Source organism: Halorubrum sp. B52 (assembly GCF_059752555.1).
In genome coordinates this window covers 132,929-146,577 of record NZ_MWTG01000008.1, presented here as the reverse complement: position 1 = coordinate 146,577, position 13,649 = coordinate 132,929, and the positions used below count along the sequence as shown (strand labels likewise).

Sequence of the window (13,649 nt, the reverse complement as noted above, 5' to 3'; positions counted from 1 at the left end):
CCCGCCGCGGGCGAACGTCTGACATACTGTTTTCAGGGAGGACGACGTAGGCCGCGTATGACCAGTCTCTCGGAGGCGTACGGCGGACGGGGACGCTCCGAGGTCGACCCGCGTCGGCTCTACCTCGGCGTGGGCTCGTTCGTCGCCGGAACGCTGCTGCTCGTCGCCGGGATCCTCGTCGCCGCGGAGGTCGTCCTCCCGAGCGGCTACAGTTCGGGCGCGGCGCGGCGGCTCGGCGGCGTCCTCGGCGGCGTGGGCGTCCCGTTGGTGTTGCTCGGCGTGATGACCGTGCTCCCGGCGGACCGCAACACGCGGGTCGCCGCGGTCGTCGGGGCGAGCGTGATGTGTCTCGGCGTGGCGCTGTTCGCGTACGCCTACCCCTACCACTGGGTCGGCGGGCCGCGGCCGGAGCTGACCGACCTGACCCTACCGACCGCGGGGCTGTACTTCGTCGGCGCCGCGACGACGCTGTGGAGCGTGTTCGTCGGCGTCGCCAACTTCAAGACGCGCAACGACCCCGGCGGCACCGTCACGATGGAGGTGACCCACAAAGGCGAGACGAAGATCATCGAGGTCGGCCGCGACCAGCTCGACGGGATGGGCGGCGTCGGGCTCCTCGGCGGGACCCCCGACGGCGACGTGGAGACGCAGACGAACCGGCCGGACCGCGCGGGACGGACGGACGCGACGACGAGGAACGGAGCGTCGACCGGACGCGGGTCGCCGTCCGACGCGGGGTCGACGACCGGGTCCGGAACCGGCCTCGGCGCGGGCTCGTCCGGGGGCGCCTCGGGCCAGCGGGGGAGCGGCTCCGCCGGCGTGAGCGACGGCGGCGAGGCAGACACGGACATCCGGTCGCCCCTCGACGACGCGGGACCGACCGGCGGGCCGAACGGACTCTCAGGACCGGGGTCCGATGGGCAAGCCGGCGCCGACGTCTCGCCCGGCGTCGACGCCGCCGCGCGCGACGGCCCCGGTGACACCTACTGCGGGAACTGCGCGCACTTCGACTACGTCCGGACCGATCAGGGAATGCAGCCGTACTGCGGCCACCACGACGAACTGATGGACGACATGGACGCCTGCGAGCAGTGGACGCCGCGGTAGCTCTCTCGGACCGGCTTTCCCCTTCCCGTCGCCCACTCGTTCTTTTCGCCCGCCGCCTACCCGCTCTTTCGCTCCCCGACGCTCGCCGCCGACGGCAGCTGCGACTCCGCGACGGCGAACGCGAGCGTGCTCAACACGGCCGTGAGCGTGCCGGCCGCGAGCGCCATCGCGAGGTCCGGGAGCCCGAGCGACGTGACGCCCCGCGCGGCCGGCAGGAAGAATCCGGAGACGGCGTACAGCACGACCGCGATGGAGAGCACGTAGAAGGGGGCGTTGAGGTACCGCCACCGGAACCGGCCGCCGAGGTACTCGTCGGTGATCTGGCCGAGGCTGGAGGTGATCCCGGCGACAGCGAGCCACTGGACGAAGCCGTGGACGAACGCGGCGAGGGTCACGCCGGCCGTGATCGAACCGCCGCGGACCGCGCTGACCGTCTCGACCGTCTCGACCCCCTGCACGCCGCCGACGACGATCAGCGCGAGCGCGACGACGTAGGTGACGAGGGTCACGCGCCCCGTGTAGAGGACGTTCCGCACCGTCGAGGCCGCCCCGTCGACGGTCTCCTCCAGCCCGAGCCCGCGGAACAGCGAGTAGAGTCCGACGAGCCCGGAGAGGATCCCGAGGACCGCCGCCCCGGCGACGTCGAAGAGGTTCGCGACGACGACGAGCGGGTAGATGAGGAGGAGGACGCCGAGCGGGACTAAGATCGTGCCGCGGGTCTCCGGGTCGGCCAGCACCTGCTTGATCGTGTAGTAGAGCGACTCCAAGTCCTGCGCCTGCCGGACGACGACGCGGCGCATCCCGTCGATCGGCATCCGCGAGCGGATCACCGGGAGGACGGACTCGTCCTGCGCGCCGTCGGTGATCACGACCGCGGAGACCTCCTCGCCGGTCGACAGCTCGGCGAGGACGCGGTCGACCTCCTTGCCGACCGCGCGGTTCGCCTTCACGTCTGAACCCTCCACGCCGGTGACGGCGGCGACCTCGACTTCCTCGCCGCCCGCCGCCAGCTCGTCGTGGACGTTCACGCCCTGGAAGAGGACGTTCACGTCCGAGTCCTCCGGGTCGGCCGTCGCGAGCGCGACGGCGGCCTCCGTGACGTCGTCGGCGCCGATCACCGGGGTCGGGATCCCGGTCTTCCGGCCGAGGTCGTCGTCGAGGTCGACACAGAGGACCAACAGCATTACGCGAGGCTAAGCGAGGGCCCGGCATATGTTTTCGGCTCGGAGGCCGGCTCGAATCGGCCGCTCGCGGGACGCGGCCTTCCGGCCCCGTGCGCCCGGTCGCGTCCCCTCAGCCGGCGCCGATCAGTCGCCGCCGATCAGTCGCCGATCAGTCGCCGATCAGTCTCCGTCCGACGCCGGCTCGTGTTCAATCCCGTTCATCATCTGACGGACGTTCTCGCCGTCGCTGAACGCGGCCGGGTACGCCGCGAGCGGGAGAACGAAGTCGTCACCGGCCGCGATCGGCTCGCCGATGTGGAGCTCCAGCTCCGTGCTCGTCCCCGTGCCCGCGATCTCGCCCTCGGCCGCGTACACGACCACGTCGGCGTCGGCGCCGAGGACCGTCGTCGTGTACTCCGAGCCGCGGTCTAAGTCGCCGACGTTCTCGTAGCGGCTCAGGATGAGCTCGGCGCGCTCGCGGGTGCTCATCTCGGCGATCGGGTTGAGCGCCTGCCCGAGCACCTGCACCTGCGGCGTCGTCACCGCGGCGAAGACGGCGGCCTGATAGCGCTCGCCGAACAGCTCGACGGCCTTGTCGTACTCGGCGACGGTGTTCGTCACGCGGACCTCGCGCGTCTGTCCGGCCACGTCGAACTCGCGCGAGACGGTCCGATCGGTCACCTCGTTGAGCTCGTACCCGCTCTCCGAAAGCGTCGCGTCCGCGACCGTCGCGGTGCCCGCGGTGAACTCGGCGGGCTCGCCGGTGGCGACGTCGAGCGCGGTGCAGCCGGCGAGGCCGGCGAGCGCGACTGCACCGCCGGCGGCGAGCGCGCGACGGCGAGTGAACGTCTCGGCGTCGGCTGACTCGGCTCTCTCGTCCGCGGTCGGCTCTCGGGTCATAGTCTCCGGTCGCGTCGGGGGCGGTACATACTTTGTGTTCGCCCGACCAGAGCTGTTGAGTCACAGATATTTTCCGCCCGTGGCGGCCGCGACGACCGCGTGACAACGCCTCTCCCGGGAACGCGGAGTTCGCACGCTTTTTGAGGCCGCGGGCGGTAGAGGGGGGTAGATGATCTCCAAGGGCTGTGAACAGTGCGCCAAGGGCGGCAAGATGGTGCTGTTCGTCTACGGCTACTGCGACCAGCGGGACTGTTTCTACTGCCCTCTCGGAGAGAACCGGAAGAACGTCACGGACGTGTACGCCAACGAGCGGAAGGTCGAGTCCGACGAGGACGTGATCGCGGAGGCAAAGCGCATGAGCGCGCTCGGCACCTCGATCACCGGCGGGGAACCGCAGGAGGCGATGGCGAAGACGACCCGGTACCTCGAACTGCTGAAAGACGAGTTCGGCGAGGACCACCACACCCATCTGTACACCGGGATCACGGGCGGTCGCGAGAACATGCGCCGCCTCTCGGAGGCGGGGCTCGACGAGATCCGCTTCCACCCGCCGGTGGAGCTGTGGGGCGACATGCACGGGACCGAGTGGGAGGAGATCCTGTACATCGCCCGCGAGGAGGGGCTCACGCCCGCCTTCGAGATCCCCGGCATCCGCGCGGAGACGGAGTTCCTCGAGTTCTTAGACGAGGGCGCCGCGGAGTTCTGTAACATCAACGAGTTCGAGATGTCCGACGGGAACTACCGCCGGATGCAGGAGGAGGGGTTCGAGCTGCAGGACGGCCACATGTCCGCCGTCGAGGGGTCGAAGGACGACGCGATCGTCTCCGAGATGGCGAGCCACGAGAAGGTGTACTTCTGTACGTCGGTGTTCAAGGACGCCGCCCAACACCGGAACCGGCTCAAGCGGATGGCGAAGAACATCCGCCGGGAGTTCGACGAGGTGACCGACGACGGCACCCTCGTCTACGGGAAGGCGTTCGCCGACCCCGATCGCTTCGAGGCGCTCGGCGTTCCCGAGGAGTTCTACACCGTCAAATCGAGCCACGTCGAGGTCGCGTGGTGGCTCTTAGAGGAGATGGTCGAGGACGGCGACCTCGACGAGGGGGAGATCGTCGAGCAGTACCCGACCGTCGACGGCACCGTCGTCGAGCGGACCCCGGTCGCCTGAGCGGCTTCTCGGTCGTCGCTTCCGCGTCGCTTCGGAGCGGTTTCGACCGATCGTGCGACGGCTTCACATACCACACTTATGAGGGGTCGGTCCGTACCCCCGCGCATGGCCTCCGAAGAACCCGTATTCGCCGACGTGAGCATCGGACAACCGGTGTACGACGAGGACGGCGACCAGCTCGGGACGGTCCGCGGGGTGGACGACGACGGCTTCTACGTCTCGTCGCCGTCCGGGTCGGCGTCGCTGAGCCTCACGGACGCCCGCGACGTGTTCGGGACCGCCTACGTGATGTGGCGCTGCTGGGAGTGCGGCGAGATGGGCGAGATCGGGACGGAGCTCCCCGAGAACTGCCCGAACTGCGACGCGCCGCGCGAGGAGCTGTACTACTGGGCGGAGGACTGAACCCGGCGCGGACACCGCGCCATCGGCTCGGCCACTTATAAGTGACCGACCGCAGACCGACGGTGAACAGTGTCGAAGCCCCAGCCGCTCGGCTATACGTGACCGATCTCTCTGCGGTGACCGCCTCCAAAGCCCCAGCCGCTCGGTGATATGCACTCGGCTACTTCACGGTGACCGCCTCCAAAGCCCCAGCCGCTCGGTGATATGCACTCGGCTACTTCACGGTGACCACCTCCAAAGCCCCAGCCGCGAGGACGGCGCACGCTCGCTGCGCTCCTCGATCGCTCACTTCGTTCGCTCCCTGCGGTGCTTGCGTCGCCTGTGCCGTCCTCGCGACTGCCCCTTTGAGTCCCGCTCCGCACAGCAACCGCAGCCTCACACCTCCCCAGCCTCGCGGTTCGCGCTCTCCGAGCGCTCACCGGCTCCCTCGCGCGTGCTCCTCGCGCCCGCTGGGCGCTCGGAGGCACGCGCCGACCGTTCATTTATAAGTGATCGTCGTCTTCGCTGTCGCGCTCGGCCTTCTCGTCCGATTCGTCGTCCACCTTCTCGCGGAGCCGTTCGACCTCCGCCTCGAGCTCCGCGATCCGGTCGGCGTCCGTCTCCTCGTCGTCGGAGCGCAGTTTGAGGAACAGCACCGCTCCCGCGATGAGAACGATGGGAACGCCGAAGAGGAGCACGAGGATCATCAAAATGATCACGAGTTCGGGACCGGCAGGGATGCCGCCGAACGCGGGGATCGTGGGGACCATGGGCTACCCACTCGGCGACGCGACTAAAACGATCGGGGCGAGGGCGTTCCCGCGGCGGTCGGCGCTCACCCGCCGTCGACGAAGTCGCCGAGGTTCGCCTGCAGGCCGGCCGCGAGCGTCGACTTCCGCCGGAGGCGACCGAGCGACACCGGGAGGTGCTCGGCGACGCCGTGGACCGCCTCGCCGAACGTTTCGGCGGTCCCGCGCTCCCCCTCGAAGGCGTTCCGGACGGCCTCGCGCACCTGCCAGACGCCGACGGGGCCCCAGTAATCGTCGGAGACGTGGCGTAAGACGAGCGCCTTCGCCTGTCGCCCGCGGTCGTCGAGGTGTTCGAGGACGCCCAGCCGAGCCGCGTAGTAGGCGCCGGCCGTCTCCTCGACGTAGCCGGTCCGGCCCTCGCGGCCCTCGTTGGCGGCCGAGAGGGAGACGCCCGCCGCGGGGTCGGGGTTCCAGATCGATCCGGGCGACTTCATCTCGACGAGTTCGTACTCCCACCGGCCGGGGACCAGGATCACCCAGAAGGCGTTTCCGAGGTACTCGTTCCGGTGGACCTCGATCCGGTCGACGGTCGGATTATCACGGATCGAGCCGCGGAGGAACTGTCCGACGGTGTCGTCGACCGCGGTGATCGACCAGCGCGTCGGGACGAGCCGCCGGTCCGCGCCGCGGCCGAGCGCGCCCGCGGAGAGGATCGTGTTGATCTCGTACACGTCGAACCCGCGGCGATAGAGGTACGTCATCGCCCCCTCCGCGCGCCAGTCGTCGTCCTCGAGGGTCTTCTGCACCGGCCGGGGGACGTGCGGGTTCTCCCCGAGTTCGGCGGTTCGGGCGGCCGCGCGCGGCCCGGTCGGCGTCTTGATGTCCCGCGTGCCGACGTCGAAGTCGAGGTCCGGTCGCCCGTCGAGCCCGATCTCCACGTCGACCGGGCGGTCGGCGATGGCGACCTCGCGCTGGACGCCGAGCCAGCCGTCCCACGCGTCGTGGACGCTCTCCGCCGGACCGGCGCCGCCACTGACGGATCTGACCCCGCCGGTCGCGCCGACGTCCCTGACGTCGACCCCCTGCGCCGAGTTGAGCAGGCTCGTCCGGCGGTCGAACACGTCCGAGATGGAGACGCCCTCGTCGTACCACGACGCGGAGGTCTCGAACGCGTCCGCGCGCTCCTCGCGGCCGACCGGCGAGAGCAGGCCGGTCGAGACGTTCGGGTAGTTCGACCGGCCGACGAAGATGGAGGGGGAGACGCTACCGACCACGGCGTCGTCGGAGACGTGCTCGTCGAAGCGCCGCTCGAAGGAGTCGAGGTGATCGAGGATGCCGTAGTCCTTCTCCGCGGCGAGGCGCCGCCGCTCGGCGCGCTCGTTCGCCTCGAACTCGATGAACTCGTCGAGCCGCATTCACCGACAGTAGGCCCGAGTGCGACTTGACGGTGTCGCCCCGGCCGACGGGTTCCGTCGGCGGGTCGCGCCACGGCGGGCAGCGGTTCCCGCTCGGTCCCTTTCGTTTCACGGCATTTACCATGCTGATAATGAAATGGAACTGCCCCGATCACCTCCTCGGGTCCCCGTTAACGCGCCGCCGGAGCGACGGTGCGCGCCAGCCGGTGACCCGACTCAGACAATGACAGGATCTACACGACGACGCACGCTCGGACTACTCGCTGCATCAGTCGGCGGTCTCGGTTTGACGTCGACCGTCACCGCCGCGACGGACGGCGACGTGACGGCCGACAGCACGGCGCCCGGCGCGACGACGACTCACACCGCGACCGTCACGGTCGACGGCGACGCGGTGGGGAGCTCGTGGAACTCTCTCGTACTCGACTACGAGGCGGCCGACGTGAGCGACGTCGGCGCCGAGGACGTTCAGACGGTCGGAATCGACCGCGGCGACGACGCCGACGGTGCGACCGTCGACGTCTCCGCGGCCGACGACGTGAGCAGCGTGAGCGCCAGCGACGACGGCACCACGCTCACCGTCGGGTTCGGTGGCAACTACTCCCTCCAGCAGGGCGACGAACTCGTCGTCCGGTTCGCGGACGTCGTCAACCCCGGCACGGCGGGGACCACCAGCGTCACCCTCGTCGTCAACCAGCAGAGCGCCGCGGAGACGGCGACCGCCGAGCTGACGGTCTCCGACTCCGACGACGAGGACGGTTCGACCGACTCCGACGACGAGGACGGTTCGACCGACTCCGACGACGAGGACGGTTCGACCGACTCCGACGAGGGGGACGATTCGACCGACTCCGACGACGACGACGACGACGAAACCTGTGCCACCGTTTCCTTCTCCTCGCAGACGACGACCGGCGACGCGGTCGTCGTCGACTCTGTGACGGTTCCGGACGGTGGCTACGTGGCCGTCCACGGGCCGGACCACGCGACGCTCGGCGTCAGCGACTACCTCCCGGCCGGAAGCCACACCGACGTCACCGTCCCGCTCGACGAACCGCTCGCGGCGGACCAGACGCTGCAGGCGATGGCCCATCGCGAGACGAACGGGAACGAGACCTACGACCACGGTCGCTGTGGCTCCGAGGCCGACGGACACTACAGCTGCGACGGCGAGGTCGTCGCCGAGTCCGCGGAAGTCGGCCTCTCCGACGGCTGTTAGAACGGCGCCCCGACTCCGCACCCTCCGGTGCGGTTCGGCGTGAGCTACCCGTGGATTCCCATCGCTTCGATCTGTTCCTGATACCGGTTGCGGATGGTGACTTCCGTCACCTGCGCGACGTCGGCGACCTCGCGCTGGGTCTTCTTCTCGTTACAGAGCAGCGAAGCGGCGTAGATGGCGGCGGCGGCGTACCCGGTCGGGGACTTCCCGGAGAGGAGCCCCTTCTCGGCGGTCGTCTCGATGATCTCGTTGGCCTTCGACTGGACCTCCTCGCTCAGCTCGAGCTCGGAGGAGAAGCGAGGCACGTACTTCTTGGGGTCGACCGGACGCATCTCTAAGCCGAGCTCCTGGGAGATGTAGCGGTACGTCCGGCCGATCTCCTTGCGATCGACCCGGGAGACGTCGGAGATCTCCTCTAGCGACCGGGGGATTCCCTCCTTGCGACAGGCGGCGTAGAGGGCGGCGGTGGAGACGCCCTCGATCGACCGCCCGCGGATGAGGTCCTCGTTGAGCGCGCGGCGGTAGATGACCGAGGCGACCTCCCTGACGGAGCGGGGGACGCCGAGCGCGCTGGCCATGCGGTCGATCTCCGAGAGCGCGAACTGGAGGTTCCGCTCGCCCGCGTCCTTCGTCCGAATGCGCTCCTGCCACTTCCGTAACCGATGCATCTGCGACCGCTTCTTCGAGGAGATGGAGCGCCCGTACGCGTCCTTGTCCTTCCAGTCGATCGTCGTCGTCAGCCCTTTGTCGTGCATCGTCTTCGTCGTCGGGGCGCCGACGCGCGACTTCGACTGCCGCTCCGAGTGGTTGAACGCGCGCCACTCCGGGCCGGGATCGATCTGCTCCTCCTCGACGATGAGCCCGCTCTCCTCGTGTATCAGTTCGCCGTCCGCGGTCCTCGTGAGCTCCTCCGGTTCGAAGTCCTCGGGGTCCAGTTCGCCCGCGTCGACCCCCTCGGCGTCGGTTTCGGTCTCGTCGGCGTCCTCGTCCCGCACACGCTGCCGGTCGTGATCCCGTTGCCGGGTTGGCCGTGTCATCGCATTTATATAATATCCGAACGGATTAACTTAAAAGTTCGTGAGGGAGAGGGATTGTCATGCGGAGCCGCCGGCCGACGATCGCGTCGAGCGCCGTCGGCAGATTCCGCGTCGGTCCCGGCGCTTCGGCCTCGCGGGTCACCGTCCGGTCCGCCTCCGTTCGGTCGGTTCGGCGGTGCGTCTGCCCGCCTCGAACGACGGTCCGGTCACCACGGCGGGAGGAAGAGACGCGTTCCCCCCGTATTCGGTCCCCATACATTCGGTCGTTTAAATAGGGAGGGCCGGAGCCGGCGGCTCCCCCGCCGGACGGACAGCCCTTTGTCCGGCGAGCACGGACTCGGATCGAATGCCGACGATCGACTGCGATCCGGCGACCGCGCGGGCCCGCCTGGAGGACGCCGGCGTCCGGATCGAAACGGGAAACACCGCCCACGAGCGGTGGCGCGCCGAGCGCGAGGGCGCCGTCGCCGTCGCGTACGACGACAAGGTCGTGGTCCAGGGGAGCGACCCGACACGGCTGACGAACCTCCTCCGGGAGGGGGGCGGCCGCGCGCACGTCTACTTCGACGGCGCCTCCCGCGGGAACCCCGGCCCGGGCGCGGTCGGCTGGTGTCTCGTGACGTCCGACGGCGTCGTCGCCGAGGGCGGCGAGCGGATCGGGACGGTCACCAACAACCAGGCCGAGTACACCGCGCTGATCCGGGCACTGGAGGCGGCCGACGAGTACGGCTTCGAGGCGATCGACGTCCGCGGCGACTCGGAGCTGATCGTGAAACAGGTGCGCGGCGAGTGGGACGCCAACGACCCCGAACTCCGCGAGAAGCGGGTGCGCGCCAGAGAGCTGTTAGCGCGGTTCGACCGCTGGTCGATCGGCCACGTTCCGCGAGAGATAAACGCGCGCGCCGACGATCTGGCGAACGAGGCACTCGATGACGCGAACTAATGACGACCCCCCGGAGTGGGCGAAGGAGCGAGCCCGAGAGGTGATGGCGGCCGAGGAGGACGCCGCGAGCGACGGCGACGGCGGCCCGGCCGAAGAGGCCGCGAGCGACGACGACGACCGCGTCCCGGACGTGCCGGTCGAGGTCGTCGACGAGGCGGAGCGGCTCACGCGGCTCGCCGGGCGGACCGAGGACGACGCGGCCGCGGCGTTCTACCGCGAGCGCCGCGACGAGCTCGTCGCGGGCCACGACTACGTCCCGCGGCTCCGCGAGGACGACGACACCCTCGTGTTGTACCCCGACGAGTGGATGGCCGACGGGACGGTGCAGCTCGACCGGATCGAGACCACCGACCGGGCCGTCGAGGTGTCGCTGTCCGGGCCGGGCGACGCCGACCGATACGACGAGATCGCCGCCTACAACGAGGCGGTCGCCGACGCGATCGCGGACGCGCACGCGGAGACGCACGCCGACACCGCCCGCAGCTTCGCGGCGTTCATGAGCAACCACTACGTGCGCGCGGTCGACGACGCGACCCCCGAGGTACGCGAGGAGTTCCGCGAGGAGTACCTGCCGCGGAACGGCTGGCCGACCGACGAGCAGCTCGCCGTCGTCGAGGAGTCGCTGGCGGTGATCGAGGCGGCCGCCGCCGAGGTCGACGGGCCGGAGGAGTCGTAGTCGAACCCGTATCGCCGATCGCGGCGTCGACGATGGCTGCGGCGTCAACCGCGTCAACGACGACAGCGGCGTCAACAACGAGGGCGACATCGACGACGACAACGCCGTCGCTCAGGAGGTCGGAAGCGCGCGGTTTTCACCGCGCGTCGTGTGCCAGAATGGTGTCGGTTTCGCGCCGGTGCGTCTCGCGGGGTTCTCGGGCGTTACTCGCCGAGGAGCGCGCGGATCTCGTCGCCGCGCGCCTCGTCGGTAACGAACCGGTCGAGGACCCACTCCAGCTGGCCGAGGACCGCGTCGTGGCCGGCCTCGGTCAGCTCGTACTGGTTCGTCCGCTTGTCGAGCTCGCTCTTCTCGACGAGCCCGTCCGCGACGAGGTCGTCGAGGTTCGGGTAGAGCCGTCCGTGGTTGACCTCGGAGCCGTAGTACGATTCCAGCTCGCGCTTGATGGCGAGCCCGTACATGGGCTCCTCCGACAGGATCGCGAGGATGTTCTGTTGGAACGCCGTTAGGTCCGACGCCGGCCGCGGTGCCTCCGTGTCAGTAACTGCTTGTGCCTCTGACATGGTTAACTGAAGGGAAGCCGAACTTATAACCTTTCTCAAGGTTCGTCAGTATTTAAATATCTAACCGCGGAAAACACCTCGATTCCCGCCGGTATCGGTGTCATCGGATGCGACGCCACCGATTCGGACCGAGCGCCGTATCCGAACGATCACCGGTCGAAGCGGCGTATCCGTGACGATCTGTTAGAGAAATCAAAAAATTCGAACGAAATGTGACAACCGATCAATCAGATCATATCGCCGGTTTCGGGAAGCGAGTCCGGAGCGGAGCGACCGATACCGCATCGTCGGGAGGACGGCGCGGAGAACCCGAAAGGACTTTGCTACCGATGGACCGAATACGGGGCACATGGTCAACCTCTGGGAAGATCTCGAGACGGGCCCGGACGCGCCCGACGAGATCTACGCGGTCGTGGAGTGTCTCAAGGGCGAGCGGAACAAGTACGAGTACGACAAGGACATCCCCGGCGTCGTCCTCGACCGCGTGCTCCACTCGAACGTCCACTACCCGTACGACTACGGCTTCATCCCGCAGTCGTACTACGACGACGAGGACCCCTTCGACGTGATGGTGCTCGTCGAAGACCAGACGTTCCCCGGCTGTATCGTCGAGGCCCGCCCCGTCGCGCTGATGAAGATGGACGACGACGGCGAGCAGGACGACAAGGTGATCGCGGTGCCCACCGAGGACCCCCGCTTCGACCACATCGAGGACCTCGCGGACATCCCCCAGCAGATCCGCGACGAGATAGACGAGTTCTTCTCGACGTACAAGAACCTCGAGGCCGGCAAGGAGGTCGAGACCCTCGGGTGGGAGGACAAGGCGGCCGCGAAAGCGGCAATCGAACACGCGCAGGACCTGTACGCCGAGGAGTTCGGCGAATAGTCTCGAAACCGGGAGCGAAGCGAATAACCACCGGATATACCCACCCGCGGGCGACATGCGTTATGCCCATGGGTAATTTTTAGTCGCCGCGTCGCCTACGCACTGACAGAGCCATGAGCGCGAGCACCCCGTCCGTCGGCATCGACCACCCGACGGTCGTCCCCGCCAACTTCGACCCCGAGCGCCGCGACGGCGAGCGCGAGTCCACGGATGACTCCGACGGCGACGCCGAGGCGTAATCGCTCTCCACGTCAGGCGTTCTCGAGGACCGCGGAGAGCCGCTGAGCGTCGGCGACGAACGACTCGAACCGGTCGTCGACCCACTCGACCACCGTCGGCTCCGTGGACTCCAGCACGCACCGGGGGTTGTTCCGGCGGTCGTACGCCGTCACGCAGGCGACGTCGTCGCGCCTGAACACGCCGTACTCGATCGGCTCGGGCGAGACGTAGACGGTCGCGTCGTCGTCGTCGAGCGCGCGGTCGGTCGCCGGTTCGAAGTCGGAGACCGACGCCTCGACCACGTCCCGGTCGATGACGAGCTCGACCTCCGCGCCGGCGTCGAGCGCGGCGGCGGCCGCCCGGTTGAACTGCTGGATGACGACGGGCGAGACCGCGCGGATCTCCGTGTCACGACCCTCGCGGAGGAGCTCGGTGATCCGATCGACCGCGGCGAGCGGGTTCCGGTCCGTCGCGACCGTCAGCTCTCCGGCGTCGATCGCCTCCGCGGGGAACCCGGCGTCCACGCGTTCGAGGTCGGCGGCGAACCCCCCGTAGCGATCGGCCAGCTCCACCTCGTCCAGCAGGGACTCGTACGCGTCGTGAACGCGCTCTCCCGTCGGCGTCACGCGGTAGGTCGCGTCGCGCTTGACGACCCAGTCGCGCTCGCGGAACCCGCCGAGGATCCGCTGGACCGTCGTCCGAGTCGCGTCGACCGCGTCCGTCAGGTCCGCCGGACGGCGCGGCTCCCGACGGAGCGTCCGGAGGATCGCGACCCGGACCGGCGACCCGGCGAGGTACTGTGCGCCGTCGTGTCCGTCGTCGGACGTCATCGTATGGCCAGTAGATACGAGCACCGCACGCTTAATCGTACCGCGTCAGGGGCGGTGACGGAACGAGACGACGGTGCCGATGGTGTCCTCGCCGTCGATCGTCTCCGTGCTCACGGTGAGGGCGGCGACCGCGTCCGCGCCGAGCGCCTCCTCGATCACCGCGCGGAGCGCGGCGGGGTCGGCCCCCTCTTGGAGCACCGGGACGCGCACCTGTCGTCGGTTGACCGCGACGTCGCCGAGGTCGTAGTCGGTGTGTTCGAACGCGTCCCGTATCGCGGCGGCGATGTCGGTCATACCCGCCCTCGGTCGCGGGAGGTGAAAAAACGGCGGGGCGGTCGGGGCGGGCGAGACGACCGGTGCGATCGCGACCCCGTGGCGCCTCTCCGCCGGCGG

At 69.0% G+C, this 13,649-nt stretch carries 16 protein-coding genes; 8 read left to right on the top strand and 8 right to left on the bottom strand.

The features are described 5' to 3' along the window. Positions 1-57: 57 nt before the first annotated feature. Entirely contained in the window at positions 58-1,107 is a 1,050-nt protein-coding gene (locus tag B4V04_RS06470; protein ID WP_498230194.1) for a cell division protein CdpA domain-containing protein, read from the top strand. Positions 1,108-1,163: 56 nt separating this feature from the next. Here B4V04_RS06470 and B4V04_RS06465 read toward each other — a convergent pair whose 3' ends face one another. Together B4V04_RS06465 and B4V04_RS06460 are read right to left on the bottom strand one after the other, a co-directional pair. Next, positions 1,164-2,291: a DUF373 family protein gene (locus tag B4V04_RS06465; RefSeq protein ID WP_498230193.1), complete on the bottom strand. Its 1,128-nt coding sequence runs from the start codon at positions 2,289-2,291 to the stop codon at positions 1,164-1,166. Between the two features lie 159 nt (positions 2,292-2,450). After that, positions 2,451-3,170, bottom strand: a complete 720-nt coding sequence (locus B4V04_RS06460) for a DUF6517 family protein (protein ID WP_498230191.1) — start codon at positions 3,168-3,170, stop codon at positions 2,451-2,453. 169 nt (positions 3,171-3,339) lie between these two features. On the opposite strand from B4V04_RS06460, the gene B4V04_RS06455 reads away from it, so the two are divergent. Together B4V04_RS06455 and B4V04_RS06450 are read left to right on the top strand one after the other, a co-directional pair. After that, positions 3,340-4,338, top strand: a complete 999-nt coding sequence (locus tag B4V04_RS06455; RefSeq protein ID WP_498230189.1) for a radical SAM protein — start codon at positions 3,340-3,342, stop codon at positions 4,336-4,338. Positions 4,339-4,443: 105 nt separating this feature from the next. After that, the gene (locus B4V04_RS06450; RefSeq protein WP_498230187.1) at positions 4,444-4,740 is read left to right on the top strand and encodes a DUF7130 family rubredoxin-like protein; all 297 of its coding nucleotides are present in this window, start codon (positions 4,444-4,446) and stop codon (positions 4,738-4,740) included. Positions 4,741-5,222: 482 nt separating this feature from the next. Here the strand turns inward: B4V04_RS06450 and B4V04_RS06445 are convergent, their stop codons facing one another. After that, positions 5,223-5,489, bottom strand: coding sequence for a preprotein translocase subunit TatA (locus tag B4V04_RS06445; protein ID WP_498230185.1), 267 nt, complete (start codon positions 5,487-5,489; stop codon positions 5,223-5,225). A gap of 65 nt (positions 5,490-5,554) precedes the next feature. Beyond that, positions 5,555-6,883, bottom strand: coding sequence for a DNA repair protein NreA (gene nreA, locus B4V04_RS06440; protein WP_498230183.1), 1,329 nt, complete (start codon positions 6,881-6,883; stop codon positions 5,555-5,557). A gap of 286 nt (positions 6,884-7,169) precedes the next feature. On the opposite strand from nreA, the gene B4V04_RS06435 reads away from it, so the two are divergent. Then, a complete protein-coding gene (locus B4V04_RS06435) occupies positions 7,170-8,102 on the top strand; it encodes a DUF7282 domain-containing protein (protein ID WP_498230181.1) in 933 nt (310 codons plus the stop codon). Between the two features lie 44 nt (positions 8,103-8,146). Here B4V04_RS06435 and B4V04_RS06430 read toward each other — a convergent pair whose 3' ends face one another. Then, positions 8,147-9,139 (bottom strand): transcription initiation factor IIB, encoded by a 993-nt coding sequence (locus B4V04_RS06430; protein WP_498230179.1) that lies wholly within the window; start codon positions 9,137-9,139, stop codon positions 8,147-8,149. A gap of 346 nt (positions 9,140-9,485) precedes the next feature. Here B4V04_RS06430 and rnhA point away from each other — a divergent pair, with 346 nt between their 5' ends. Beyond that, positions 9,486-10,082: a ribonuclease HI gene (gene rnhA / locus B4V04_RS06425; RefSeq protein ID WP_498230178.1), complete on the top strand. Its 597-nt coding sequence runs from the start codon at positions 9,486-9,488 to the stop codon at positions 10,080-10,082. Next, complete coding sequence (locus B4V04_RS06420) at positions 10,069-10,758, top strand: DUF7108 domain-containing protein (RefSeq protein ID WP_498230176.1); 690 nt, start codon at positions 10,069-10,071, stop codon at positions 10,756-10,758. The genes rnhA and B4V04_RS06420 overlap by 14 nt, the downstream gene beginning before the upstream one ends. 203 nt (positions 10,759-10,961) lie before the next feature. Here B4V04_RS06420 and B4V04_RS06415 read toward each other — a convergent pair whose 3' ends face one another. Continuing rightward, on the bottom strand, positions 10,962-11,321 hold the full coding sequence (locus B4V04_RS06415; RefSeq protein ID WP_144799759.1) for a PadR family transcriptional regulator: 360 nt from the start codon (positions 11,319-11,321) through the stop codon (positions 10,962-10,964). A gap of 349 nt (positions 11,322-11,670) precedes the next feature. Between B4V04_RS06415 and B4V04_RS06410 the strand changes: the two genes are divergently transcribed. Both B4V04_RS06410 and B4V04_RS06405 read left to right on the top strand, forming a co-directional pair. After that, a complete protein-coding gene (locus B4V04_RS06410; protein ID WP_498230174.1) occupies positions 11,671-12,207 on the top strand; it encodes an inorganic diphosphatase in 537 nt (178 codons plus the stop codon). Positions 12,208-12,320: 113 nt separating this feature from the next. Further along, on the top strand, positions 12,321-12,446 hold the full coding sequence (locus B4V04_RS06405) for a hypothetical protein (protein ID WP_498230172.1): 126 nt from the start codon (positions 12,321-12,323) through the stop codon (positions 12,444-12,446). 12 nt (positions 12,447-12,458) lie between these two features. On the opposite strand, the gene B4V04_RS06400 is transcribed toward B4V04_RS06405, so the two are convergent. Both B4V04_RS06400 and B4V04_RS06395 read right to left on the bottom strand, forming a co-directional pair. Then, the gene (locus B4V04_RS06400) at positions 12,459-13,256 is read right to left on the bottom strand and encodes a helix-turn-helix transcriptional regulator (protein ID WP_498230170.1); all 798 of its coding nucleotides are present in this window, start codon (positions 13,254-13,256) and stop codon (positions 12,459-12,461) included. 45 nt (positions 13,257-13,301) lie between these two features. Continuing rightward, complete coding sequence (locus B4V04_RS06395; protein WP_498230169.1) at positions 13,302-13,550, bottom strand: hypothetical protein; 249 nt, start codon at positions 13,548-13,550, stop codon at positions 13,302-13,304. Positions 13,551-13,649: the final 99 nt, after the last annotated feature.

What these genes read in the sequence shown, in the direction of transcription:
- B4V04_RS06470 (WP_498230194.1), top strand. Translation starts at nt 58, where the DNA reads ATGACCAGTCTCTCGGAGGCGTACGGCGGACGGGGACGCTCCGAGGTC.
- B4V04_RS06465 (WP_498230193.1), bottom strand. Translation starts at nt 2,291, where the DNA reads ATGCTGTTGGTCCTCTGTGTCGACCTCGACGACGACCTCGGCCGGAAG.
- B4V04_RS06460 (WP_498230191.1), bottom strand. Translation starts at nt 3,170, where the DNA reads ATGACCCGAGAGCCGACCGCGGACGAGAGAGCCGAGTCAGCCGACGCC.
- B4V04_RS06455 (WP_498230189.1), top strand. Translation starts at nt 3,340, where the DNA reads ATGATCTCCAAGGGCTGTGAACAGTGCGCCAAGGGCGGCAAGATGGTG.
- B4V04_RS06450 (WP_498230187.1), top strand. Translation starts at nt 4,444, where the DNA reads ATGGCCTCCGAAGAACCCGTATTCGCCGACGTGAGCATCGGACAACCG.
- B4V04_RS06445 (WP_498230185.1), bottom strand. Translation starts at nt 5,489, where the DNA reads ATGGTCCCCACGATCCCCGCGTTCGGCGGCATCCCTGCCGGTCCCGAA.
- nreA (WP_498230183.1), bottom strand. Translation starts at nt 6,883, where the DNA reads ATGCGGCTCGACGAGTTCATCGAGTTCGAGGCGAACGAGCGCGCCGAG.
- B4V04_RS06430 (WP_498230179.1), bottom strand. Translation starts at nt 9,139, where the DNA reads ATGACACGGCCAACCCGGCAACGGGATCACGACCGGCAGCGTGTGCGG.
- rnhA (WP_498230178.1), top strand. Translation starts at nt 9,486, where the DNA reads ATGCCGACGATCGACTGCGATCCGGCGACCGCGCGGGCCCGCCTGGAG.
- B4V04_RS06420 (WP_498230176.1), top strand. Translation starts at nt 10,069, where the DNA reads ATGACGCGAACTAATGACGACCCCCCGGAGTGGGCGAAGGAGCGAGCC.
- B4V04_RS06415 (WP_144799759.1), bottom strand. Translation starts at nt 11,321, where the DNA reads ATGTCAGAGGCACAAGCAGTTACTGACACGGAGGCACCGCGGCCGGCG.
- B4V04_RS06410 (WP_498230174.1), top strand. Translation starts at nt 11,671, where the DNA reads ATGGTCAACCTCTGGGAAGATCTCGAGACGGGCCCGGACGCGCCCGAC.
- B4V04_RS06405 (WP_498230172.1), top strand. Translation starts at nt 12,321, where the DNA reads ATGAGCGCGAGCACCCCGTCCGTCGGCATCGACCACCCGACGGTCGTC.
- B4V04_RS06400 (WP_498230170.1), bottom strand. Translation starts at nt 13,256, where the DNA reads ATGACGTCCGACGACGGACACGACGGCGCACAGTACCTCGCCGGGTCG.
- B4V04_RS06395 (WP_498230169.1), bottom strand. Translation starts at nt 13,550, where the DNA reads ATGACCGACATCGCCGCCGCGATACGGGACGCGTTCGAACACACCGAC.